The 25484-nt window shown below is 48.4% G+C and carries 21 protein-coding genes and 2 pseudogenes; 5 read left to right on the top strand and 18 right to left on the bottom strand.

Annotated elements, in window-relative coordinates:
- Positions 1 to 68: 68 nt before the first annotated feature.
- Positions 69 to 1236 (bottom strand): annotated as a pseudogene (locus tag IM299_RS04440) (IS3 family transposase).
- 191 nt (positions 1237 to 1427) lie between these two features.
- Between IM299_RS04440 and IM299_RS04435 the strand changes: the two are divergent.
- From IM299_RS04435 to IM299_RS04425, 3 genes are all read left to right on the top strand, one after another.
- Positions 1428 to 3710 (top strand): hypothetical protein, encoded by a 2283-nt coding sequence (locus IM299_RS04435; RefSeq protein ID WP_129639787.1) that lies wholly within the window; start codon positions 1428 to 1430, stop codon positions 3708 to 3710.
- A 38-nt stretch (positions 3711 to 3748) separates the two neighbouring features.
- A complete protein-coding gene (locus IM299_RS04430) occupies positions 3749 to 4972 on the top strand; it encodes a hypothetical protein (RefSeq protein ID WP_227013031.1) in 1224 nt (407 codons plus the stop codon).
- Positions 4973 to 5628: 656 nt separating this feature from the next.
- Positions 5629 to 6573, top strand: coding sequence for an ArdC family protein (locus tag IM299_RS04425; RefSeq protein ID WP_129639788.1), 945 nt, complete (start codon positions 5629 to 5631; stop codon positions 6571 to 6573).
- Positions 6574 to 7057: 484 nt separating this feature from the next.
- Here IM299_RS04425 and IM299_RS04420 read toward each other — a convergent pair.
- Positions 7058 to 8099 (bottom strand): annotated as a pseudogene (locus IM299_RS04420) (IS3 family transposase).
- A 40-nt stretch (positions 8100 to 8139) separates the two neighbouring features.
- Between IM299_RS04420 and IM299_RS04415 the strand changes: the two are divergent.
- Together IM299_RS04415 and IM299_RS04410 are read left to right on the top strand one after the other, a co-directional pair.
- On the top strand, positions 8140 to 10131 hold the full coding sequence (locus tag IM299_RS04415; RefSeq protein WP_129639789.1) for a DEAD/DEAH box helicase: 1992 nt from the start codon (positions 8140 to 8142) through the stop codon (positions 10129 to 10131).
- Positions 10132 to 10163: 32 nt separating this feature from the next.
- Positions 10164 to 10766: a hypothetical protein gene (locus tag IM299_RS04410; protein WP_129639790.1), complete on the top strand. Its 603-nt coding sequence runs from the start codon at positions 10164 to 10166 to the stop codon at positions 10764 to 10766.
- Positions 10767 to 11063: 297 nt separating this feature from the next.
- Here IM299_RS04410 and IM299_RS04405 read toward each other — a convergent pair whose 3' ends face one another.
- The 16 genes from IM299_RS04405 to IM299_RS04330 all read right to left on the bottom strand — a co-directional run bounded on the left by IM299_RS04405 (position 11064) and on the right by IM299_RS04330 (position 25399).
- Positions 11064 to 11351 (bottom strand): hypothetical protein, encoded by a 288-nt coding sequence (locus IM299_RS04405; RefSeq protein ID WP_129639791.1) that lies wholly within the window; start codon positions 11349 to 11351, stop codon positions 11064 to 11066.
- A gap of 106 nt (positions 11352 to 11457) precedes the next feature.
- A complete protein-coding gene (gene mobC, locus IM299_RS04400; protein ID WP_129639792.1) occupies positions 11458 to 12204 on the bottom strand; it encodes a MobC family replication-relaxation protein in 747 nt (248 codons plus the stop codon).
- Positions 12205 to 12214: 10 nt separating this feature from the next.
- Positions 12215 to 14089 (bottom strand): type IV secretory system conjugative DNA transfer family protein, encoded by a 1875-nt coding sequence (locus IM299_RS04395; RefSeq protein WP_129639793.1) that lies wholly within the window; start codon positions 14087 to 14089, stop codon positions 12215 to 12217.
- Between the two features lie 698 nt (positions 14090 to 14787).
- Positions 14788 to 15090 (bottom strand): TrbM/KikA/MpfK family conjugal transfer protein, encoded by a 303-nt coding sequence (locus IM299_RS04390; protein WP_075208278.1) that lies wholly within the window; start codon positions 15088 to 15090, stop codon positions 14788 to 14790.
- Between the two features lie 60 nt (positions 15091 to 15150).
- Positions 15151 to 16170: a P-type DNA transfer ATPase VirB11 gene (gene virB11 / locus IM299_RS04385; RefSeq protein ID WP_193357100.1), complete on the bottom strand. Its 1020-nt coding sequence runs from the start codon at positions 16168 to 16170 to the stop codon at positions 15151 to 15153.
- A complete protein-coding gene (gene virB10 / locus IM299_RS04380) occupies positions 16160 to 17467 on the bottom strand; it encodes a VirB10/TraB/TrbI family type IV secretion system protein (RefSeq protein ID WP_049096906.1) in 1308 nt (435 codons plus the stop codon). Before virB10 ends, virB11 begins: the two co-directional genes overlap by 11 nt.
- A complete protein-coding gene (gene virB9 / locus IM299_RS04375) occupies positions 17464 to 18351 on the bottom strand; it encodes a P-type conjugative transfer protein VirB9 (RefSeq protein WP_064360579.1) in 888 nt (295 codons plus the stop codon). The genes virB10 and virB9 overlap by 4 nt, the downstream gene beginning before the upstream one ends.
- Positions 18351 to 19034 (bottom strand): virB8 family protein, encoded by a 684-nt coding sequence (locus IM299_RS04370; RefSeq protein ID WP_049096908.1) that lies wholly within the window; start codon positions 19032 to 19034, stop codon positions 18351 to 18353. The genes virB9 and IM299_RS04370 overlap by 1 nt, the downstream gene beginning before the upstream one ends.
- Positions 19027 to 19167 (bottom strand): hypothetical protein, encoded by a 141-nt coding sequence (locus IM299_RS04365; protein ID WP_032936799.1) that lies wholly within the window; start codon positions 19165 to 19167, stop codon positions 19027 to 19029. Before IM299_RS04365 ends, IM299_RS04370 begins: the two co-directional genes overlap by 8 nt.
- 89 nt (positions 19168 to 19256) lie before the next feature.
- Complete coding sequence (locus tag IM299_RS04360; protein ID WP_049096909.1) at positions 19257 to 20288, bottom strand: type IV secretion system protein; 1032 nt, start codon at positions 20286 to 20288, stop codon at positions 19257 to 19259.
- Between the two features lie 71 nt (positions 20289 to 20359).
- Positions 20360 to 20635, bottom strand: coding sequence for an EexN family lipoprotein (locus IM299_RS04355; RefSeq protein ID WP_090049480.1), 276 nt, complete (start codon positions 20633 to 20635; stop codon positions 20360 to 20362).
- Positions 20636 to 20646: 11 nt separating this feature from the next.
- Positions 20647 to 21375, bottom strand: a complete 729-nt coding sequence (locus tag IM299_RS04350) for a type IV secretion system protein (protein WP_090049478.1) — start codon at positions 21373 to 21375, stop codon at positions 20647 to 20649.
- 22 nt (positions 21376 to 21397) lie between these two features.
- Entirely contained in the window at positions 21398 to 24145 is a 2748-nt protein-coding gene (locus IM299_RS04345) for a VirB3 family type IV secretion system protein (RefSeq protein WP_120763963.1), read from the bottom strand.
- 11 nt (positions 24146 to 24156) lie between these two features.
- Positions 24157 to 24435 carry a TrbC/VirB2 family protein gene (locus tag IM299_RS04340; protein WP_049096914.1) on the bottom strand — a complete coding sequence of 93 codons (279 nt, stop codon included), beginning with the start codon at positions 24433 to 24435 and terminating at the stop codon, positions 24157 to 24159.
- Positions 24432 to 25094, bottom strand: a complete 663-nt coding sequence (locus IM299_RS04335; protein ID WP_049096915.1) for a lytic transglycosylase domain-containing protein — start codon at positions 25092 to 25094, stop codon at positions 24432 to 24434. Before IM299_RS04335 ends, IM299_RS04340 begins: the two co-directional genes overlap by 4 nt.
- Before the next feature lie 71 nt (positions 25095 to 25165).
- A complete protein-coding gene (locus IM299_RS04330; RefSeq protein ID WP_049096916.1) occupies positions 25166 to 25399 on the bottom strand; it encodes a hypothetical protein in 234 nt (77 codons plus the stop codon).
- Positions 25400 to 25484 lie beyond the last annotated feature (85 nt).

Below are 25484 nucleotides of genomic sequence, written 5' to 3'. Positions count from 1 at the left end.
TGAGCGTAAACGTCTGGCCTGTGAGGTGCAGGCCCGAATGAATCGCCGCGGGTTTAACAGTGTAATGGTCAACAAAAACTGGCCACCGCTTTAGAGTTTTTCCAGTATCGGTTTTCCGATTCGTTTGGGGGTAACCCACCGTTATATTCATGCGATCTTAGCGAGCTGTAATACCCAACGATATAGTCTGTGATCGCATGAGTTGCTTCGCTAAAGTTAATATAACCTGTCACCGGCACCCACTCATTCTTCAGGCTCCGGAAGAAGCGTTTCATTGGGCTATTATCCCAGCAGTTTCCACGCCTGCTCATACTCTGCTTGATCCGGTATCGCCACAGTAACTGCTGGTACTGCCGGCTCGTATAATGACTACCCTGAACGCTGTGGAACATCACGCCGGCCGGCTTGCCGCGCGTTTCCCGCGCCATTTCCAGCGCTTTCATGGTGAGTCTGCTGTCTGGTGAGAACGACATTACCCAGCCCACTGGCTTTCTCGCGAACAGGTCGAGAACAACGGCGAGGTATGCCCAGCGTTTGCCTGTCCAGATATACGTTACGTGGCCGCACCATACCTGATTTGGTTCTGTCACTGCGAACTGTCTTTCAAGGTAATTCGGGATAGCGATGTGCTCATGACCGCCACGTTTATACCGGTGAGTGGGTTGCTGGCAGCTGACCAGCCCAGTTCTTTCATTAGTCTGCCAGCAAGCCAGCGCCCCATCTGATAGCCTCTCTGGGTTGCCATGGTGGCGATGCTCCTTGCCCCGGCCGAACCGTGGCTGATGCTATGTAACTCAAGCACCTGGCTTCGTAATACAGTCCGTCTGTCGTCTGGTTTTTCAGGGCGGTTTTTCCAGTATTTGTAGCTGCTGCGATGAACCCCGAACACATGGCAGAGAGTGGCTACAGGATAACGCGCCCTGAGTTTCCCGATTATCGAGAACTGTTCAGGGAGTCTGACATCAAGAGCTCGGTAGCCTTTTTTAATATTTCATTCTCCATTTCAATACGTTGTAGCTTTTTCTTCAGCTCACGTATTTCAATTTGTTCCGGAGTAATGGAAGAGGTTTTAGGTATTTTTCCCTGCCGCTCATCGCGCAACTGCTTCACCCATCGCGTCATTGTGGAAAGGCCGACATCCATAGCGCTGGCTGCATCTGCCACGGTGTAGTTCTGGTCAACGACCAGTTGAGCGGATTCGCGTTTAAACTCTGCGCTGAAATTTCTTCTTTTCATTGGGACACCTGTTTTGTTCTGAGATGAGCATATCACCTCTGTTCAGGTGGCCAAATTCAGTAAACCACAACAAACAGCAGTTCTTGTTTAGGTAAACACTTACCTTACTCGCTTCTTGTAATCAATCCCTAGACATCCCCAACATACACTTTAAAATAAGTATCTATTAAATCCGAAATTCTAAAAAAACAATGCAATCAATCCAGTTCGACCTCCACAAACTTGGATGGAAGGCTTTCGAGGATCTCGTATCATGTATCTTGAAAGAGACCTTTGGGCAGACATTTCAAGTATTCTCTGACGGCGTTGATGGCGGCCGCGATGGGGCTTTCTATGGCACTTGGTCTGGAACTGGTTTCGGCGATGACATCAGCATTAGTTTTACTACTCAATGTAAACATTCCAGCAAGCAAGATATGAAGCTTTCAAAGGGAGTTGTTAGTGATGAACTTCCTAAGATTGAGCGGCTTGTGAGTAAAGGGCTGGCCGATGTATACCTTTTATTCACTAATTGTTCAGTTTCCGCTGAAACAGCCGCCTTGATGGAAGAGGACATGCGGAAAGCTGGTGCAAAGTTCGCAAGGATTTACGGTGCCGAATGGATAAACCACAGCATATCCTTACACCCAAGTCTTAGGCGTATGGTACCCCGAATATATGGTCTTGGTGACCTTTCCCAGATAATTACAAATCAGGCATTCCGGCAAGCAAAAAGTGTTCTCGATTCGATTGCACCAGATCTTGCATGCTTCGTCCCCACAGAGGCATACCGACGTTGTGCACACGCTCTCAGGGATCACGGATTCGTGATGCTTATAGGTGAACCTGCAAGTGGTAAGACTATGATAGCTAATTTGTTAGCGCTCTCAGCGGCTGATGAGTGGGGGTTGCAAACGCTGATTTTAAGTTCGCCGGAAGATTTGGATAGGCAATGGAACCCAGACGATCCAGGACAATTTTTTTGGGTTGACGATGCTTTTGGATCTAATCATTGTGACTTTAACCGAGTCCAAGAGTGGAATCAAAGGCTCCCTAAGTTGAAAGCTGCTATACATAAGGGAGCGCGAGTGATTTTCACTTCGCGCAGCTATATCTTCCGTGCAGCCCAGAATCGCTTAAATACAAATAAATTCGAGTTGTTTAAAGACAGCCGAGTCACAATTGAAGTTGAGAAACTCTCCGATCCTGAAAAAGCCATGATCCTGTACAACCACCTGAAGCTTGGGAAACAGACTAAAGCATTTCGAAGGGCAATTAAGAGTTTTCTACCGTCAGTAGTAACAGTGCCCAAATTTCTTCCGGAAATTGCCCGGAGATTCGCCAATCCACAGTTCACGAATAAGCTTGTGCCTAACGAAGTTGGGGTCGTTGATTTTTTCTCAAATCCCACGGGGATCATGGCAGACATTATTGGTGGGCTTGCACCCGCTGAAAGAGCGGCCTTAGCCCTCGTATTTGCTAATGGAGGGGAACTACCAATCCCACTGCGGTTAGAAAACCCTCAGACAACCAATATCATCACGTCCATGCAATCAAATCTTGGCGACGTAAAAGCTGCATTGTCAGCATTAGATGATTCACTCATCAGAATTAGCAAAACACAAGACGAACACTACTGGAAATTCCGCCATCCAACCATTCGCGATGCTTTCGCAACTGATGTTTCGGGTAATCCAGAACTCATCGATATCTACCTTTCCGGAGTCACAAAGGAAAGATTAATCGAGGAAATCAGTTGTGGGGATATGGGGATTGAGGGGATAAAACTGGTTGTGCCACATAGTATGTTCAACAGCGTTCTGGACATCATCGATCCTAGTGGCAACAGAGCCTCCATCAGTAAGCCAATACTCTCATTTTTGGCAAGCAGGTGTTCACCTGAATTCTTGGGACTTTATTTCAATAACAACAAGACAAAGGCTAATTTGCTTGATTTAATAAACTCTGCGAGAAGATACGATAATAGCCTTACAATATTGGGTAGGCTGAATGCAAATGGTCTACTGGGTGATGAGCTCAGAATAAAAGTACTGGACAGGCTGAGCGTTCTTGCCACAGTAAACCATTCAGATTGTTTCATCGATGCCGACTTTGTCGGAGTTTTACTCTCGCAAGAAGAGAATGCAGCCAGGCTTTCAGTCCAAAAAGTCGGGTTTTACTCTAACATGAATGAAATAATCCAAGATATAGAGGATTCCTGGGGTACAGATGATGATGTAGACGAAGCATTCTACGATGTCATACGCCTTTTGGAGCGATTTCGTGACGAGAATAATGAACTTTATTGTGCGGATTTTTATGATGAAGATGAATGGCAAAAATCTGAACAATTCATCCGTGAAATCGAAGCTAAGAAAGATATGTTGAAGCAGAAGCAATCCGAGGCAGTGGATTACGAAGAATTAGAAACAGAAGAAGCCCAGAGTACAAATTTGTCTTCAGGACGAAGTATTTTCGACGATGTTGACGAGTAAAATCTTAGCATGATTATTAGTAATGATTGAGGTCTAAAATGGATTGGGAAATATTTAAACTCTCTCTTGCACAGCGAGACCTTACGGGTCTTGATTCAGAATTCACATTGTCAACAAAGCGTTTAGTTTCCCTTTTTAAAGCAGATGGGGCACATCTTAATAAATGGTGGGTTATGACCCCGGTAGAGTGGATTTGCCCCTGCTGCAGAAGGAAAAAATCAGAAATAGTGAGGCTGAATAAAAATAATTTTTTAAGCTGCCAACTACATGAACATCATGACCATATGAAAGAGGTCGTAAAGTCCCTCTTTGAGGAATTATCAACAAAGAAGAAAACTATTGTTGCGGATGCTCTCTCTGAACGATTTGCCATAAAGACAGCATTTTCTTTATCAGCCTATGACAATACGATAATATGTTCTGACTGTAATAAAGCCGATGCTGATGCTAAGCGCTTAGTTAAATGCCATCGATTTTTTTCATTTTCACCAACGGAGATATCGGAATTTATTCATGTTGCCAGTAATCGCGAACATCAAATAAATGCTGAGGCCGCAAAAAAAATGTGGGAGAGGGTAGAGCCTGTATTTAATATTCGCATGGATATGGCTAGAAAATTTGCAACTATAGCTGCCGAAAAACAAGACTGGTATCAACCATCAGAAAAAACCGCTAAACAGACAGAAACTTTAGCCAGGCATTTTTTTAGGATTAATGGATTGTTAGAGTTTGATCAGTATTGGCCTGAAAGTTTACTGTATAACACTGAAGTTTTTAAAGGAGCAACTAACTCTTGGAGGATGAAAAAAAGTTTTATCGCTAAACGTGAGCCAACATCAAATGAGATTTCCCACCTTTCCTCTACTAGGGGGAAATATTGGAATAGATATGATGAGCGATGGGTGTGCCCTTGTTGCAAAAGAATTAAAATTGAGTGTGTCAGAGCTTCGAAGAAAAATCCTTGGGTACTTGAAATAAAGAAAGTGCCTCTATTCAACTCTGAGAAAAAAACAGTGGATTATGAGAGCGCAGCAATGTGTGCAGATTGTATTGACTCAGTAATACATTTAGGTCGTGAGGCTTTAATTTTAGCTGGTTCAGATGCAGTTTTTCCAAGCTCAGTTATCACATTACAGGAGTTGTCTTGTATAATAGTACCTCGGCCTTACTCCAAACATACTTTTAGAAATGATTTAATAGATGAAATGTTGCCATCGATTATTGAGAGGTGCTCTATTTTCTTTAAAGATATCCAAAAATAGTTGAAATTAAATTGGCGATTCAATTCCGATAAGAGCTGAGAATGGATAGTTTTTATCGAAACAAACATCATTATATTTAAAAAAATACAAACTGGAATTTGAGGGGCGATCTTCTTGTCCAGGGTTTGAAATAAATCACATTTTTTATTTGTTGTCATTCATATCCAATATGGAACTGAAACTCAAAATAATTACTTCTCGAGCAAATTAAGAATGTTAAAATAAGTCTAGAGTATATTGATTATAAAATTATAGGGTTAGATGTTTTTTTTCAAAAAACTACTATTCATACATTTGCTACAGCTGCTACAGCTGCTACATGTCGCAGGCTCTGTAAGAGTTAACACCCCTGCTTTTTATTTTACTTTTTAGCTAGACCTTATCCCTAAGCCAATCAAACCACTACAAATCTCTAGCCTTAACCTCTTTCACCGATACGGAGCAAGGGGCGCTACGAATGGGTATTTAGAATCTGGTTTTTCTCCCATGTGATTTCCGTTCCCGTATCAGCTTCCGGCTAATCGTTTCCCAACACAACCCATCCCGCAAGGGTAAATAGCACGCATGCTGCGCCCTTGCGGGATGGAACGATGCCGGAAAAGCGAACCGTCAGGCGATACGAAGACGGAAATCACACCACTGACGGAGAAAAAACCATGACTATTTCCCTGCATAACCAGACTAGCGCCCCTAGCACCGCAACGGCGACCAGCGTATCCCCGCTGGAGCAGTCAGGCTCCTCAAAAACGAAGTTTTCCAGAACCGAAACCGATATTTATCAGACAGTCACTGACAGCATCATTTCTGCCCTTGAAACAGGTGTTAAGCCGTGGTCCTGCCCGTGGCAGCGCGTACCAGGCATGTCAGGATTACCTTCAAACTACGCGACTGGTGCTGCTTACAGTGGAATGAATATCATGTTGCTATGGTGCAGTGCCTCAAAACAGGGATTCAGTGATTCGCGCTGGATGACCTACAAGCAGGCAAAAGCGGAAGGCGGGCAGGTGCGCAAGGGAGAACACGGCACTACCGCCATTTTCTATACCACGCTGGAAAAGGAAAATGACGACGGAGAAACTGACTATATCCCGATGCTGAAGACGTTCACCGTGTTTAATGTTGAGCAAATTGATGGTTTGCCTCTGAGTGACGAAGCCGTTTGTCCGGCAGAGATCTTTGAGCCGTTACCGCGTGCGGAAGCGCTTTTCCGTAACAGTGGTGCAACCATCATTGAGAAGGGACAAAACGCCTTTTTTGCACCGTCAACCGATGAAATCCGTTTACCGGAACGTTGTCTTTTTACCGACGCTGCCAATTTCTACGCCACCGGCCTGCATGAGCTGATTCACTGGAGCGGGGCAAAAAGTCGGCTGAACCGTGAAATGAAAGGGAAGTTTGGCAGTGAGGGGTATGCGTTTGAGGAGTTGATCGCCGAACTGGGAAGCGCGTTCCTGGTGGCGGATCTGGGGATCGTTGGAGAGGTGCAGCATGAAAGCTATATCGCTTCCTGGCTGAAAGCACTGAAGAACGACAAGCGCTATATTTTCAAGGCCGCCAGCGCGGCATCCAAAGCGCATCGTTATTTGATGGATAAGCTTTGAGTGGGAATGCACTGCAAAGGAATGGGGCTTTGCGTGTAGGGGGCTTTTAAAACAGTAACGCTGTAGGGACATGAGTGAGGCGGAGCGCAGACAGGGCGAGCACCGAACAGTCATGTTCCTGCAGTGGAATTAAAACAACCCCAAGAAGGGATTGATGTGTAGTTACTCCATGTGATTAATTGCAATAGCTCATATCGCTGTACAGCTTTCTCGTACAGCACACAACCAAATATGACAGTCAGTTTAGAGCTAAAAGCAGGCCTGACGAAATCATTGATTCCAGCTCATTCTGAAAGTAAACCTAGTGTTGCATCGGCCCGTTGAACCCACAGCGAGAAGCGGAAGTTAAATGGTTAGACGTTAGCATCGACTTACACAAGCCCAACCCAATGCGGCAGCTTTATATTTTTAAGATGTTCCTCCTCAACGACAAGCTGTAACGAGCTCGGGTATGACCCTGGCCCAAAATCAGTACAGTGCTAAATCAGAGATCTTCATCTTTCTGGATACTTCGGATAAATTCCGCCGGAGTCATGTCATTTAATGATGAATGGGTTCTCTCATGATTATATTCCCTGCGCCAGTTGTCGAGTTTGTCCTGTGCATCTTCCAGTGACAAAAACCAGTGAATGTTCAGACACTCATCCCGCAGACTACCGTTAAATGACTCAATATACGGGTTATCTGTCGGCTTGCCGGGTCGGGAGAAGTCCATCGTGACACCGTGTTCATACGCCCATTTATCCAGACTTTTCGAGATAAACTCACTGCCGTGATACCTATTGAGTGCATCCATTACACTGACCACAACCTCACCCTTCAGTGATTTTCCTTCATGGATCGCCAGACATTCCCGACTAAAATTATCCACTACAGTCAGCGCCCGGAAGTGCCGTCCGTTAAACAGACGATCCGACACGAAGTCCATACTCCAGCACTGATCGATGTGCGTCACGGGCGGACGCTGCTGACGGTGTGCCGCACTGATATGTCTGCGGGGACGTTTCCTGCGCAGATTCAGGCCTTCCAGACAGTAAATCCGGTGTGTTTTCTTATAGTTTATCAGCCAGCCTTCCCGTCGCAGCAGGACATGAATGCGCGGACGTAGCGTATTCGTGTTTCCGCAATTTCCCTGATGCGCAGGGTTATTGCCCGATCATCACGCCGACTCTGCCAGTGATAGACAGTTCTGCTCAGTATCAGCAACCCGCATCCTCGACGGACACTGATGCGATAAGCCTCACGCAGAAAATGTACCGCCTGGCGCTTCTGAGCCGGCCTCAGAACTTTTGCTTCAGCACCTCCTGCAGCATCTCCTTGTCCAGACTCAGAGCGGCCACCAATTTCTTCAGCCGCTGATTTTCATCTTCCAGTTGCCGCAGACGGCGCAATTCTGTCACACCCAGACCGGAAAATTTCTTCTTCCAGTTGTAAAAGGTGGCCTCAGAAATGCCCATCTTTCTGCACACACTTGGTTGGAAGTTCCCTAAAATTGTTAGATAATAACTTATAGGTTTATCCACCACTTACGGTGGTTACTATTAACATAATCAGGTGACTAGCAGCATGCCAAATAGTTTATTTTATAATCATATAGAAAAGAGTGAATTGAATACAAATGTTATTCAAAATATCGAGGAGTATGCTGAACAAAACCCAACTGAACAGTTATACTTAATAACAGCTCCATTAGGTGAAAACAAATATAGCTACTCTTATTCAGAAAATACTATAGTAATACTTTCACCAAAGCACAAAATAATATTCATTGATTTAAAAAATGATGAAGATGAATTTGATGAATATTACGAAGATTTTATGGAGGATGTTAACTCTATATCTGATAAATATAGATATCAAAAACATATAGGAAGAGCTCGAAAATTAAAAGAAGGTTTCACGAGCCAGGTTACGCTAGATAACGACTTTGATTGCTCAGAAATTTTGAAAGAGAATCAACTTGATGAGGCTGACTATAGGAAGTGTGAGCTTTTGATATCATTAATTACGGGTAGTATAAATAATATAGATAAGGTCGGAGTTGAAACTCCAACAACGCTTCTTGAAAAAGTAAAACATAATATAATTTTATTTGATGGTGAGCAAACTCGATTTATATACAAGCAACTACCAAATAAAAGAATATCAATCCAAGGTTTATCTGGCACTGGTAAAACCGAGCTTTTAATGCATAAACTAAAAGAAATATATGCATCGGAAGATAAGATTAAAATTTTCTTTACGTGTCATAATAAAGCATTATCTCATACACTGAAAGATAGGATTCCAACGTTTTTTGACTTTATGAAAGTCGAAAAACAAATCAAATGGAATAATGAGTTGTGGGTTGATAGAGCGTGGGGTTCTAAGCAAGATAAAGACTCTGGGTTATATAGTTATATCTGTGATTTTTATGGCATTTCTTTTTCAAGGTGGAGCAAAAACACTAGTTACCATGAGATTTTTTCTAAGGCATTAATTGAAATTAATAAAATTGAAGACTTAGAATATGCATTTGATTATATTTTAATTGATGAAAAACAAGACTTTCCTGAAGTATTTTTTGAGTTGTGTGAAAAGATTACTAGACACAAGGTATACGTAGCTGGTGATATTTTTCAGGATATTTTTGAAAATAACATCAAGAAAGAAGTTGAAAATGTCGACTATGTACTTAACAAATGTTACCGAACGGCACCTCGGATTTTAATGTTTGCACATGCTATTGGAATGGGGCTTTTTGAGGAAAACAAACTCAATTGGTTAGAAGATAGTGAGTGGGAAAGTAGTGGTTATACTATCAATAAAGCAAACAAAGAAGTGACACTCTCTCGTGATTCTATTCGGAGGTTTGAGGATTTAGAAGAGACAAAAATATCGAACATGAATATCATGAAACATATAAATGAGTCACAAGTTATTGATATTTTAAAGCGTATTAAAAATGATAATCCGACGGTAGAATCAAATGATATTGCTATAATCATGTTAGATAAAGATAATTACATCTATGATTATATAGATCGTTTAGAGTTTAAAATTAGAACTGAGCTTAAATGGGATGTTAATAAAGCAGTAGAGACTAAGAAAAAAATACCCAATCAATTGTTTATTTCAAATGTTAATAATGTCAAAGGATTGGAATTCCCTTTTGTTATTTGTGTGACAAAGGAAATTAAAGATAATTATACATATAGGAATAGTCTTTACACAATGTTAACCCGTTCATTTCTTCAGTCTTATTTGTTGGTTGAAAAGTATGAAAAAATCCAATGCCAACTTGATGGTTTAGATATAATTAATACACAAGATGTAATTAAAACAAAAGAGCCAAGTAGGGAAGAAAAAGAAAGAATACAGAAGCGTATTGTTAAGGTTAAAAGTCAATCTAACGTCTCCTTCTATGATTTTATTAATGATATTTTAACAAGAGAAGGGATTGAAAAGAAATATTGGAAGAAATTCATCCAGTCTTTACCTGAAAGTTATAAAGACGATTTTGATGAGGATGGGATTGTTGAATTTATTAACGATAACAAAAAGTACTACTGCAGATGATTGAGTACTCATTTGATATAGATGAATCTTATATGGATAGATTTTTTAAGCCGATTAAAAATAAAATCCAGATAATAGAACTATTGATGAATAGTATTAAGTATATGCTTATCAATCCGACAATTAAAGAAAGCAACGCTAAGGGTAAGATTATAGTTAGAATTGATAAAATGAGTAGAATATTTTTTGTGAAATCTGATAAATATTTCTCAATTATGTTCCCATTTTACATTAAGAAAAATGAATGCTACTCATTCAAATTTAGAAACGAGATGGAAGTTGATAATCGAATTACATCTGAGGTTATATCATTAATAAATGAGCCGAGTTTTTATAGTGGCTGTAGCTTGGAATTTATTGAGAAAATATCCTTATATCAAGAGGATAGTTGTAATGAGAGTTATTGGAGTTTTTTGAGAGAGTTACTCATGATGGAAGATGGATATTTAAGGTATGACTATGATAGGATTAACTATGAAAAACATGGTAAAAAAGACATACATCCCTTGCATCACTACGACTTATTTTATGGTAGCAATTCTACTTTTAAAATTGGATTGAGACGAAAAATATCAGAGGAAGATTTTTTAGACTTGCTGAACATAAAAACAGATTGTAAGTTTATTAATTGTTAGAATATACAGAGGGAGGGGCATTATCCTGTCACCGATTGAATTAGCTATATTTGTTAATTTTCTGGTGCAGGGGTACCCCCCCGAAAGAACAATGCAGGCATAAGTAGAATTTTCCTCTAACCTGAATGCAGCGGGATTTCTATGAAATTATCACGTTCACCGGCAGCCAGATAATTTCCATTTTCATTCACACCGATGAGGTACTTAAACTTGGTCATCAATTTCCGCTCTTGGCACAAAGCTGCCTGTCAGATTAGGTTTGGCCCTATGTCGTAGTTGTGCTAGGTCAAAGGTGAGCTAATATAAATTATCAGTATCTTTCTGAAGCGTCTGAAGGCGTTGTTCCAGGCTATTCAGTCTTTCTTCGAGGTCATGGCTCTGCTGCTCAATATCTTCCATCGTTTCTGACAGAACATCACGCAGCAGCACAAAATTTGCATGTAGGGCATACACAAAATCGTGGCCGCGAACCAGTAATGCTTCGCGCGGTATGTCCTGCAAAGCGGAATGCGTCATCCAAGTCACCAGCGCTTTTGCGCTCATTTCGGTCAGTACGTCCGCAAGTCGGTCAGTTTCTCTGTTCATTCTGGTGTCCTGTCTGTTCTGATATTGGGGAGTATTTCGAGGGGGATTATTTCAGGTTGTTGCGCTGCTGGTTGGGTGGGTTGGGACTGTAAGTGATACAGAAGAACTATATGCAGTGGCCTACATCAAGCTGTTTTAGCTCGTCGAGCGTGTAGATGCGGAAGACATTTCGGTGGCGGGTTTCCAACGGGATGTGCTGATGGTTAACGATGACGTGCCGGATGCTGTCAAAGAGCCGTTCAAGGCCGCGCTTTTTCTGCGGATCCGGCACAATATAAAAAACGTAAATCCAGTCTTTACGGGTGCGGGCCAGTAAATGGCTGGCGATGATTGACTGGTATCGGGCTTTGGTTTTCAGACGACGCTCGGTCTCAATGGCGATCACGGTGCCGCCGGACAGGGTGATCAGCCCGTCCGGGCGATGACCGACCTGATACCGGCTGAGGAAGGTTGTGCGGTCGCCATTTATCCACCCGGATGCGCCTTTTTGCTCAAGGATGATCCGGGCTGCCTGATTATCAAGGTGATGTTCCAAGGTCCAGCCGGTGATTTTTGAAGGCTCAAACCGCGCCGGGAAAAGCGCATCGTCGGGTGTTAATACAACGGCCAGTCCGTCACTGGTTATGCCCCACAATGAAATCTTCATCGTGCGCGATACCAGGACATGCTTTTGTATTAACCCCATGCCCTCGACTTTTGAAAGCAGGGAATATAGCGATTTATGGTCTCTGAAGCCGAATAGCAGCATCAGCGTTTTAAAGTCACTGTACGTATCTTCTTTCAGAAAATTCAGAAGTCGTTGTATTTTTTCGCGGTGCCGCGTCTGGCGTTCGCTGTATGCGGTGATAAGCATCATTCCCCCTTTAAAAATCCAGCAATGACGGGTTTTCTTCTTTATCGGCATTTGGTGTTGTCGTGTTTTTTTCGCCCACCTCATCAAAAAAAAGATCAGGCCGCGTTGTGGTGATATCCGGCGTTAATGCTGGTCCGGGGGAAGTTTCCTCCTCGCTAAAATCCAGGGTGATGTTTACCGTTGCGGCGGTGGCGGCAATCGAGGGCGATACGGCACAGATTTCCAGCTCGCGTTTTCTCACCCTGATGGGCGAAATCAGCGAAGCAGACGGGAGTGTTTTTGTCGTAAAGATGAAGCTGACAAAATCGGGTAGGTTCAGGATCATATTGCTGTCGGTAAAGAAACGCTCCGCCTGCCTGATGGTGCGTTCATCGTCGATAGTCTCTGTCAGTACGGCATCGGTTTTGGCTTTGCGGACCTCATCATCGACTAATATGGTGCCGGACATCCTTGCCACCCATTCAGCGGTGTCCGGATCCATGACCCGATAAACCAGTTTGAATTTAGCGTTCTCAACGACCGCGCCGACAACGGCATCACCTTTCAAATCTGCCGGGCAGTCTTTTAAATCGGCAATCGACTGATGGTCCATAATAATGTGCACGCCTTTATCGCGTGCCGCGCCTAAACCTTCCAGCGCGGGCCTGGATAAATGGTATTTCAGTTCGGAAAGATAAATAGCAATGGGGCGGGGCACGTCCTTCACACGCTCGCGCCTTTCTGCCAGTTGGTATAGTCGAACCAGCAACATGCGCTGCGCGGTAATGATTTTGCTGTTGCGCATTGAGCCAATCACATAGCAGCAACCGCCTTCCTCAAATATCGTATTAAGCGAAAATCCGGTGGGGGCATTGATAGCATTGAGTAGGGCCAGCTCTTCAATTTTCCCGAAAAAGGCCTTTATCTTATCTGCAATACCCTGAACGTAGTCGCCGTTATAAACATCCCGAATGGTTGAGGCAGTATTTCGGGTGACATACTGCGCGGCTATTCGTGCTGCTTTCCGGTCGTCAATGCGATAAAAGTCAGATTCCTGACCTTTCTCTGCCAGACTGAAACCGGCAACAAAAAGCTCTTCGAGTTCATCGGCGGTGATCGCTTCAATCAGGTTTAACTGGTATTGGGGGTTTCGCAGGTCAATTAAGGCAAAGGGCTTCCCGGCATCTTCACAAGCTTTTCGGTAAAGGTGGGGTGCCCATTCATCATCCTTGGGGTCCATCACAAATACGCCTTCACCGGCCAGAATGCTTTGATATAGTAATATGCCGGTGGCAACGCCCTTACCAGCTCCTGTTGTGCCGATAATATCCGCGTGTTGTTTTTGCCAGTCGTTTAACGGCAGGTACATTGGCTGAATATCGCGGTCCATGCCGATAAATAACCCTTTGTTCAGGTCGATATAATCCAGCGGGTCATAATGCAGCGTTTCCGGCAGCAGTGATTTTACCGTGCGGACATCGGTGCGCAATTCCCGTTCAAGCGTTGTTTTTCTGACGAGGTGTTTCTTTATTCTGTCTAATTCAGGTGTTAATACTCTGCGTAGCAAAATATGCAAAATAAAACCCGTTACGGTAAAGGCAATCAGCACCGGCCATGCCAGAACGGAAATGCTGGCGACTACACGGCCTTTATAAAGCCACTGAAAAATCCAGATAACAACCGGGGCCATCGTACCGGAAAGAAAACACAGCATGGAAAAAACAATAATCAGCTTTTGCCACAACGGGGCTTTTTGCCGTTCATCGCTTTTCATTGACGCGAAAAACGGCATCGTCAGCCCCGATAACAGCGCCAGCATCAGCTGATGCTGTTGCATAAAAGCAATGAAGCTCAGCGCGCCATTCACTATCGGCGACAGTGAAACGACCAGCTTATTCAAAATCACGATGCCTCCTTCGTCAGCAGTTCGCCCCATGACATCGCCCCATCAGTTCGCCCCACGGTGTTGGGCGAAAAGGCGGGGCGAGCGTATGGGGTAAAGAAGGTGGCCGCTATGCGACCATGTGCCGGAAAGCATGCTTCCCTGCACGACACGGCGTGCGCCAGTACATGCGGGCTGGACGCCCTTATGATATGTCGCATGGGGGTAATGTCGTGGCTGGACGCCGCGCCAAACCCCCAACGTCAACGGCGGCACACCGTCGCCCGCTACGCGCGACCACCCCCTTTAAGACGGTCGCTTTCGCCTTTTTCTTCCCTTTGCTCGTTCCTCGCAGCGGGAATAAAAGGGAAGCTGACCTTTAAAGAGGGTGGTCGCGCCACGCTACCGGCTTTTGGCCGGAGACTTAGCCGCGACGGTGTGCGGGGCTGTGCCCCCCAGATAAATCGCTGTCGTGGGCGACAGCTTTTCGCTCGCTGGGGCGGCGAAATTTATCCGGCTCCCCCCGGCCTGCAAAATCCGCGTGGGCGCGGCTGTTTGCAGGTGAGGGGCGGTGCCTGAATTATTTTCGCTCCTTAACCCGCGAAAATATTTCTGTCCGCTGCCTCATTTTTACGGCCCCTGTTTCTTCGCTCCTTAATCCGCGAAAAACAGAAGCCGTAAAAACCTGAAAACCGTCACGCTCTGTGCCCGTCTCGCCAGTATTAACCACGAACGCGGCCATATTTACTGATGACCCGACTGATAGCCGCCGGGTCTGCCGAGTCACATTCAAGTAAAAACGATTTTCTGGCATCAGCCGTATGGTCAGGTAGAAAACCATGCCTGTTCTTTTTTGCGATATTAAAAAATGCCCGTTCAGCGGTGTGACATTCACTGCTGCCGCCATTCCCGGTTGCTTTACCGTACATACATAACACCACTTTGCAGGCATCAGCAGCCAGTACAGATGTTGGACATGACGCCATAACGCAGAGTAATAATACGGATAATATTGTTTTTTTCATTTCAGTTACCATTATGATTAATGAAAGGTTACGTATCTTGAGTAATGTTATTTGCCGGAGTTAATGTCTGAATGTCTCTTTCATGCCATTTAAATGAACTGGCTTAAAGTAAATGTCACGCATCCGTCGCACATCGCCGTGTATATCAATGCTGACGATGACATCGATGCTTTTAAGTACCTTGCGTAACAGCACATCAAAAGGAATGTTCCGGCAGTCCGGGTTTTCATAGCAGCGGTCAATGATGCCTTCAATACATTCTTCCGGGCTGCCCGCATGCAGGGAGGTTATTAACCCTTCATGCCCGGAGCCGACAATTTTCAGCGCATCCCACGCCTCCCGTCCACGAATTTCCGCCAGTAATATCCGGTCAGGGTTCATACGATAATTAGCACGGATCAGCCTGCCGGGTGTGACAATGGCGTTATCCCCGGCATCCGCCGGGTAAAAAAGATGAACATAATTGGCATGGTGATAAAAACGGATTTCGGGATTATCCTCAATCGTTACCAGACGGAGATGTAGCGGAATATAATACAGCAGCGTTTTCATATAGGTGGTTTTGCCGGAGCCGGTTTCACCCACAATAAAAATCGTTTTGCCGTATTCCACCGCCTTTTCCATAAAACGGGGAATATCCCCGCTGTGATATAACCGGATCAGTGCATTATCCTGACTTTCCGTATTTTCCTGACCAGCCACGTGCTGATAAAATCCCGCATCAATCCATGACTGATGTGTTTTCTGCTCAAACGAGGGTTTGCGAAGCGTAATGGACACCGTATTACGCTCGCAGGCCGGGGGAATAATCGCCTGAATACGTTCGCCGGATCCTAATGTTGCTGAAAGGATGGGTGATGTATCGTCGATATTATCGTCATGCCAGGACGCCAGCGCACTGGCAAAAGCATGACACTGACGTAACGTGATGGGAGATGCCTGTTTTTGCCATTTTCCCCGAATTTTTGTATGCAGCTCACCCGGTCGGTTAACAGCAATTTCTGTCAGGCCATCCTGCGCGAGAAAATCACCAAACAGCCGGTTTTTCATAAAATCCAGTGACAGGTTTTCAGCGTTCATACCATTTCTTTTTCAGTCGAAGTTGATAAACAGAGGAAAAATCAATATCCGTGCCGGTCATGATGCCGATCACATCACCCTGGTTCAGGTACATGGTGGGCGGGATACTGATGCTGTTTTCCAGCGTCGTTTTCGCCATTTCCGCCGTGGCAGCGCGGGTGTTTTCGGTATAGTCGGTATTACGGTCTTTACCCGGTGCGGCATCTGATGCCGCCACCGCCACGTCCTGCACGGTACTGAGCATCAGGGCATTGCCGAAACGCTCCCAGAAATGGCTGTCGATCCAGCCCGCGATCCCCGCCTCACCGAGCGGGCCGGTGGCCTGCGTATCGGTGAGCGGGATTTGCAGGCTGCCGGGCTCCGGCGTGCGCAGCTCCGTCCACAGCACAAACATCCGGCTGCGTCCGTGTTGCAGTGCCCCGGTGCGGTAGACGCCACGGGCGACCGTTCCTGCCGGGATCAGCTTCACATGGTTACTGGCGCTCCAGACATTCTCACCGATCAGGCAGGAGATTTGACCGCCAACATCGGATACGAAGCGCCGCATCATCGAACACGGAATATAGCGATCCACCGGGATATAGAGATCGGGATTGAGGCCAAGCCGCTTCACGCCGGTAACGCTGGCGAGGCCTGGATTGTCGCTGTTACTGCTGGCTGCCGGTGTGACCCTATCCGGGCAACGCAGGCGCCCATCTTCGCCACTGACCAGTACCGACTGACAGGATGTGTACGCCGTTGAGGCTGACGGGCTGCCCGACGTTTCCGCGTTGCTGCGCGATCCGCTTCGGGGCGTGCGCATATCGTCGCCTGACCCTGTACTGCCGCTGTTCAGCCCGCCTGCCAGTGCTGCCGCCTTGTTCAGAGCGGGCGGCCCGGGCGGCAGAGCTGGAGTGGCCGGGGCGCTCTGACTGGCAGTGCCTGCGCTTTCCTGCCTCCCTGGGCCGAACAGGCCAAACGGGTTACTGTCCATGCCCAGATTCTTACGCTCCTGCTGCACCGTCCCGGAGGCGGGCGGTGGCGCAGTGTCAGATTCTTTCTCAGCACCCCTTTTCAGGGCGCTGAGAAGACGATCGCCACCGGATGCCAGCGCGATGACCAGTACCAGACTCAGCAGGCTGACGATCAGCGTGCGGCGACCAGAAGCTTTACGAAAGCGGGTCACTTCCGGCTGACCGGGCGGCGTTTTCTGCTCCGGTTCCTGATATGCCATTGCCGCGCGGGCGCGTTCGCGGGCTTCTGCTTCCCGTTCTGCGGTGGTTTTTTCCGGTTCGTCCGGGAAAGATTTGTCGGTCATTTTTCCTCCAGCGTAACGGACGGCGAAACGGTGTCACTGTTGGTCAGCGGGATACGCCCGAATCCGTCGTTTTCGATCCCCACCACCGAGCTGCCGTAACGCAGAACCAGTTGCGGCGATGCCGGAACCACCATCACGGTGTAGTTGCCCCGTTTAACCGTTCCGGGCGTGACCGCCTGCTTCTGGCCGTTAACCACCCGGAAAACGGAAGGCAGGGTTTTCGCAGGAGAAAAACCGATATACGCAAAACGACCGTCATCCCAGGTAAAGTCCGGGGCGATGGCGGCGGAACCGGCGGCCACCCGTTTTGTATAGCGCCAGTTGCGCGGCGTGGTTGTCTGCCCGAATGCCGCCGCTATCCGCTGCCGGTCCAGTGTTTCCTGCTGTCGTTGCTGGAGGGTGGCGCTGGTGGCCGCTGACTTTTTCCGCTGCTCATCGGGATAGTGGTAGCGGATAACAAAGGCCTGGGCGGGCGAGTCTTTATCCAGCACGTTCAGCTCCAGGCTGTAATCGCGCTTCGATGTCACCACGAACAGGTTGGTTTTCCAGTCTTTTGCCGTCGGCAGAAACACCTGACTGACGTTGTTGCCGCTGGCGTCCGTGACCGGCTGGGTAATCGGGTTCGGGCTGACGCCCACCCGGTTATCGCTTTTCGTCACGGTCCAGCCTCTGGGGAAACCCGCCTGCGCATCGATAACGGTTTCATCATCATCAAACACCAGCATGGTGACGTAGCCGGGTCGGGTACTGGCGACCGTGGCGTTCTGGCTGTTGTACGTGACGTTCTGCATCCGGCTGTCATACGCGCTGCCGCGCGGTGTCGCCGCGCTCCATGCCACGCATGACGCCAGTAAACCCGTGAGGAGCAGAATGTATTTCAGCATCATTCCCCCCTCAGCTCTTTGTCGCGCTGGTAGCTGGTGACGATAAAGCCCAGCGGGTTCACTTCGCGCTGGCTGTCGGTCAGTTGCCGGTGCGGGACGTAGCGGTATGTGAGACGGATATTCCACACATCCGTTTTCACGGAATTATCAGCAATACGGCGGATAGTGCGCTTGATACGCAGGGTTGCCAGATTATCCGGCCCGGTGGCAGGCGTATGAACATTGGAAATAATGTCGATATAGACAACATATTCCGCCTTATTAAAAATAACGTCCGGTGCCTGGTCACCGTTAAACCCGTCCAGATAGTCCCGGTTCACGCTGTCGCTGTTAAATAACTGTACGTCGTCATAATCACGCTGGAGGGAGAAATAATTATACCCCTCGCGAAGTCTGACATAGTGTGCTGCCAGAGAGTGCGCCAGTGCTTTTTCAGACGAGATATCCCGCTCCTTCACACGGGTCATATATTCATAGCGCCCGGTCTGTTTATCCACTGACCATAATTCAGTGTCGGTAGTTTTCAGCGGCAGCAGAATAATAATGGCCGCAATCGCCATTGCAGCCAGAATCAGTCCGGCAGCGGCCACCCGCCAGGCGGTTCTTCGGGAACGCTCTTCCTTTTCCAGCAGGATGGATTCAAAAGAGCGGGAAACATTAACAATGTTCTGAATATCAGACATGGTGAGTCAGCTCCTGAATGATGGCGGGGGAATTCACCGGCTCGGGTTCGCCGGATACCGGCGGGAGGTCGCCCTGATGCCGTGCGCAGCCCGTGAGCGCGCACAGCATCAGAAGAAAGATGCTGAATTTCATGGAAGCCTCTTATCGTATGGATGCAGGAATGCCGCACCGGTGGCGCTGGGCACGGCGTGACGGGGAAAGGAAATTAACAGCCGGGAGGATTAACGGTAACGCTGCCGGTTCAGGCGTTTCATACTTTCGATGGCGGCGGCGCGTTTCTGCCAGGCGCTCACGGTTTTACCCACGCCTGCGCCGGTGAGCCTGCCTGTCGCCGCGGCGACGGCCATGCCGCCTTTCGCAGCCAGGCGGGCACCTCCCTTTACACCCGGCCCGGCAAGACTGGCGGATTTATTCGCCAGTCCGCTCAGGCCACTCATGGCTGCACCCTGCAGCACCGCCTGTACGGCGGCCCCGCTGAGTGCGCTGGCGAGCTTCGCGGAGAACCAGACCACCACACCCGCCGCTATCCCGGCCAGCAGGCACTGCGCTGCCAGCGTGACCATATTGGTTTCAGCGGATGTTTTTGCTGCGGCATCCAGTATTTTATTCAGGTAATTAATGGCGATACGGATGGATAAAGCGGAAAACATGACCGTTAATATTGCCGCGAAAATCGTTTTCAGCCAGTTATCAAACATCGGCTTAAGAAAACCGTACAGCAGGCAGAAAATAAAGAGCGGCGCGGTGGTCGTCATTAACAGGATGGTGATTTCGGCGAGCAGGTTGACAAAGGTGGCTGCCATCAGCAGGACAATAGAGCCGCCCCATACCAGAACTTCGGCAAGGCCGCCATTCAGTTTGACGTAAGTTGAGGTGTCCATATTAAATAACTTTTGCCCCAGCGCCTGTGCCTTTTCCCAGACAGTATCGAGCAGCGCCCAGACGTTATCATCGCCGCTGATACCGTCTTTAAGTCCCTGGATAGCCGCTACCGCCATATCCAGCCAGCCATCCCGGTTTAACACAAAGGTGGTGATAAGCAGCATTCGCCCCACATCCCAGGCGATATCTTCAACCGGGGTCCGGAGTTTGCCAGCCAGCGTCTGATAACCGCGAAACAGTATAAATAAGGTAAAAGAGCTGACAATGATGACGCTGATCATCGTGCCGTAAGTGGAAGACTGGCCTTCCAGTACGGCATTCAGTCCATTCATGATGTTTTTGTCCATACCAACAAAAATACCACCGGACATGGTGCCTCACCTGATATATAAAGAAAGGAAATAAAAAACAGGGAGAATTCCCTGTTTTGCTGAAGGAAAAATTACTGTGTCACAGCATTTCGTTTTTCAGCTTCCTGCTGAAATATCGCCTCAAATTTCTCCTTAACCCCGGGCTGGCCTTCCTGTGCAAACATAAGTGCTGCCCGGTGGGCAAATTCGCAGTTATCGCTTGCCTCGCCATCCTTCAGGCATTGCGTATAAACCGCATAAGTTTCGTCAGGATGCTGTTTATACCAGGCTTCGGATTTGGTTTCCTTGCAGCCGGAGAGCACGATAACGCCTGAGAGTATGCATAAGGTGAATAAGGATCTGAGCACGGATAACCTCCTTATAAATTATTAAGGTCAGCAACAGGTGCCGTTAGCTGCTGCTGTTCAAAGGCTTTCTGTCTTTGCTGTTCCAGCAATGTCGTTCGCTGTTCAGCCTGTCTGACAGACATCTCCCACTGATTCGTCAGCGCATTTAACTGTACGCTTTTCGCCGCGATGGCGTTAGCCAGATCCTGAGACTCTTTCGAGTCTTGCGCATTCGATATACGGTCAGATAAGTCTGATATGTCGCTGAGTGTGCTGTTGATCCTGTTTTCAACGTCAGTGGTATTCTCAATCGCCATTGCCTGATTGAGGATCATCTGTTTACAACTGTCGGCCAGAGACTGGGATTTTATTCCTTCCTGTTCCGGGCTGCATACGCTGAACGATTTGTATTTACTGTAAAGGTTTTGCAGTTCAGCAGAATATGAACTGTTCTGCGTGGTCAGCAGATCATCCAGTGAAATATCATTCTTACGGAGATTATCAATATCGGTTTTCAGGCTTCGGGCATCACTGAGAAAACCCTGAATATCCCGCACGCCGGTTGCGGTAGCCAGTTGTTTCTTATATGCATCAAGTTCACTTTTATAATGGGTAACCGTATCTTCCCATTGCTGTAGTTTCTGCATCCACTGGTTAATGGATTCGGTATTCTGCACGGCGTCGAAAACCGGTATTCCGGCGCTGAACGTCTGTGCTGAGAAAAATAACGATAATGCCAGAAGGTGATTCCTGGAACGCATTGATATTACCTCCGGTTGGCTTTCAGATTGCCCGGTCAAGAAACGTATCTTTCCATTCATCAGGTCGCATACCGTCCTGATAAATGGCATCGAATATTTTCAGGTTGTCCTCACTGCCGCTGAGAAGCCGGGTGAATTTACCCAGTCCGGACAGATCCATTTTCGCCATCGCCATAAACGGGCGGGTTTCCCCGGCCCGAAGCGGTGTTTTCAGGATGACCATATAATGCTCGCCCGGATCCAGATTCCTGACCGTGTCATAAACACTTTCCGGTACTTTCATTTTTTCCACGTAATCCGCATGGCTGGCTTTCGGGTTGGCGAGGAAAATCTGGGTACCGCACTGCTCAATAATCGCCGGGGCTATGGGATGTTTGACGATTTCATCCGGTGACTGTGTTGCCGGAACGAAGATACCGTTCAGCTTGCGGATGACTTTCAGCATATTGAGCGAGAAGCGGGAAAATTCGACATCGGCCAGCCAGCGCCAGAACTCATCCATAAACATCACCAGGCGGCGACCGTCCAGCAGGCTGGTCACGCGATACAGCAGGTAAAAGGTCACGGGGCCGCGAATATCGTCATCATCCAGAAATTCGGTGCCGTCGATACCAAAGTTATCGACATCGCTGATGGTGAATGTATCGGCCTCGTTATCAAACACCCAGCCGAACTCGCCCCCCTGCGCCCACTGTTTCAGGCGAATACGCAGCCCGTTGGTGCGGGCGTCTGTGGTCGGCGGCTCCGGCAGCACTTCCAGTAGCCGGGTGATCCCGAACCGGCGGTACTCCGGCGGATAGTCCAGCATGATGGTGTCAACGGCGGCACTGATCCGCTCCTCATCGCGCGGATCGAGCGGCTTACCGTTGCGGCGGCACAGCATGCGCACCAGCCGTTTGATAAAACTGATGTTCCGGCGGGTTGGCTCCAGCGCAAACGGGTTGAAGCCGGTGGGCTCGCCGGTACGGATACGGAAATAACGCCCGCCCGCCTGGCGGATCGCCATCTCCGCCGCCCGGTCCTTATCGAAATACACCGTGGTCAGCCGTTTGAGGGTGGCAGAAGGCGCAAACGACGCCGGGTTACGGTATTTCTGCATCAGTTGTTGCATGACGGTCATCAGCAGGGTTTTGCCGGAGCCGGTTTTCCCGATAATCGCCGTATTCCCCGGCGTTTTCTCACCAGTGTCATCCCGTCCGGCCTGGCTGTCGTGCAGGTTCAGGTAATACCCGCCACCGCCGGGAGATGTGAGGATGGCGATGGCTTCCCCCCACGGATTGCCGCTACGTTTGTGGGGATGGAAGTTATGCAGGCAGGCCATATCGGCGAAATTCTGGCTGCTGACGGCCACCAGTCGGGGACGCAGCATATAGACGCCCGGCAGTTGCGCCAGATATGCAGCTGGCAGTGACAGGGTGGAAAGCGTCGTCATAATACCCAAATCGGCGAAGGGCTGGGCCAGAACGTTAGTGTCCTTCACCACCTGTCCGGCACTGTCTGAGGAGACCAGCAGGGAAAAGTGGAATTTACCGCATGACACATGTCCGGACTGGAGCAGGTCGCGCAGGACAATCAGCTCTTCGCGCTGGGAAGTCGCGTCGTCGTCCGTGGAGTTAAGCCGTTTTTCCGCCAGCCGGATATGATGCTGTGCCTCATCCCGTGCCATGCAGGTAAAGGACTGCGTCAGAACATACTCGCTTTCGGCGTACAGCAGCGCATCCAGCATGCCGGTGTGGGTTTCCGGGGAATAATCCTTAATCTCCAGACTGCGGAAGAAGCGGGAACCGCTGACCGTCTGGCATTCACCGGTGTCGGTGGTGAAAAACACGTCCGGCGTGCTTAACGTTTCATAAAACGGCGAGCGCGTTACGGCCACTTTCTGCCACTGGCCGGTGATCAGGCGGTGGAAGAACGCCAGTTGTGAGGAATATACCCGCCCGTTTTCTTCATATATCCCCAGCGGCGTTGCCATATAGCGGGATAATGAAGATTCCAGTGCTTCACGGTATTCCTGCATGATTTTGAGCGCGTCATCCAGAGCTGGCTGGCGTTTACCGTGCGACTGCGCTTTCATGGTTTTTTTCTCAATCGCAGAGAACGGCGCGTAGCAGACGGTGAAAAACAGCCGGTGCCGCCAGAACGGTTTTTCTTTTACCGGCTGGTAATACCGCCGGGTCACGTCATCAGAAAAGGGTATGCCCGAACAGGCTTCAAAAGCATCATGGTATTTTTCACGGAGCCGGTGAATATAAAATGTTACCGGCAGACCTTCATACGAGCGGATAATATTGTTCAGATGCGTGGCCATCAGGGTCAGGTGATGTTCGTCTTCACATTCAAAGACTGTACCGCCCAGTTCCCAGGTGGCAACCAAATCACGGTGACGGTTTCTGATGACGTAAGGGTGAATATGGGAGGAATACGGAATATATTTATCCAGCGTAATACGCTCGTTTAATTTCATTTTCTGAATAAACTCCGACACATCAACATTATCGTACTGGTTTGCCAGAAGGGCATTCGCGCCAAAATGCTTACTGGTGAAAAGTCGCCCACGGGTTTTAAATGCCAGCCAGAGCAGACTGAAATAATGAATATCCTTCCGGGCTTTATTTTTCATTTCCGCCCAGGCCGGGATCAGCAACAGTGCCAGGTAATAGCTGACATAGACCGCCAGCAGGACGATGGCCCCGCTGACGAGAACGAACGGCACAAGAGGAATACCCATAATGGCGGCAGGCCGCGTGAGTGCTTTATTCAGCGTAGCCATCGTTACCTCGCTTATGACACCCAGTAGGCACCGAAGCCGGACGCGCCGACAATCAGGATCGCGCCGATGATGACGTTACGCATATCGTGCAGGCTCTTGCCGTCGAAAAGCACCTTGTAGCCCACCCACATGGTCGCCAGCGTGATGGTGACGGCGGCCAGTCCCAGCAGGCCGGTCGAAGTATTGCTCAGTGTCTCATTGGCCTTGTTAAATCCGCTGTCCGCCGCCAGCAGTGGGGCAGGCAGCAGCACGGAAGCAACAACGGAGTAACGGCGTTTACGCATGATCATTTATCCTCATCAGGGATAACAGGGATAGCGCCGCGAATGACGGCACCGGGATAATGCAGAGAAGTCAGGATCGGCGCAGTGGCACCGGCAGGCTCGCCGCGCAGCACAACGGCGGGATAACGGACAGAGGGCTGTACACTCCGGTCAGGGGCACGGTGCCGGTCTTCCCGCGTGGACGGGACGACATAGCCAATGCGCTGTACGTAGCTGGTCTGGTTAAAGGCGGATTCCGGTCGCTGTCCGGTTTCAAAGTTGCCGGAGTAGTAACAACTGAGTGCTCGTTTCAGGGTGCCGCCGCGCCGGTAACAGTCGGCGAGAATGCGCTCAAATACCGACAGATTGATGCAAGGGTTAAGTAGGTCGCTGGCCGTGACGCCGTAATGGCGGAAATTGGTGCTGGTGATTTGCATCAGTCCAACAGAGTAACGGCGGCCCTGAGCCATTAGGCTGCGGAGAATATGCTCTGCCTCTCCCCGACTGGCTGGCTGGTGAGAATTAACGTGTTTATCGCCGGAAGATTCTCCGGAGTTCGGGACAATCTCGGCAATGGCATACGGGTTAAAACCGGATTCCACCCGCGCCACGTCGAGTGCCGTGGACGGATGAATGCTGGCGGCGCACTGCATGGCCGCCGCCAGAAAGGCAGTGGTGGAAAGCATGATGGCCTCAGAAAGCAGACAGCATGCAGGGTCTGCAGACGCTGCATGCTGTGGAGTCAGAATCAAAGGGATTACTGCGCGGTTTCGACAGGAGCCGTACTCTGCTGCGGACTGTTTTCCTCGCGAGGTTCCAGCAGGACTAGTTTGCCGGAGACGGCAATACCGGGCGTCAGGACAATATTCAGACCGGCTTTACCGTGGTGAGCAAAGGCAACGCCGACTTTTGTCCAGTACGTATTTTTCTCGCCCTGAGTATCCGGCTGACTTTCCTGGGCAACATATGCATAATAATCGGGTTTTCTCATGATGAGCCCTTTTAATAAAATGGTAGAAAATAATATTTTTCGATCACGTCCCGATTCTGCATTCCGGTTTTAACGGGTCAGCGAG

This window comes from Enterobacter cloacae complex sp. P47BA, assembly GCF_014930485.1.
GTDB classification, from domain to species: Bacteria; Pseudomonadota; Gammaproteobacteria; order Enterobacterales; family Enterobacteriaceae; genus Enterobacter; species Enterobacter bugandensis.
This window is presented reverse-complemented; position numbering and strand designations above follow the sequence as displayed.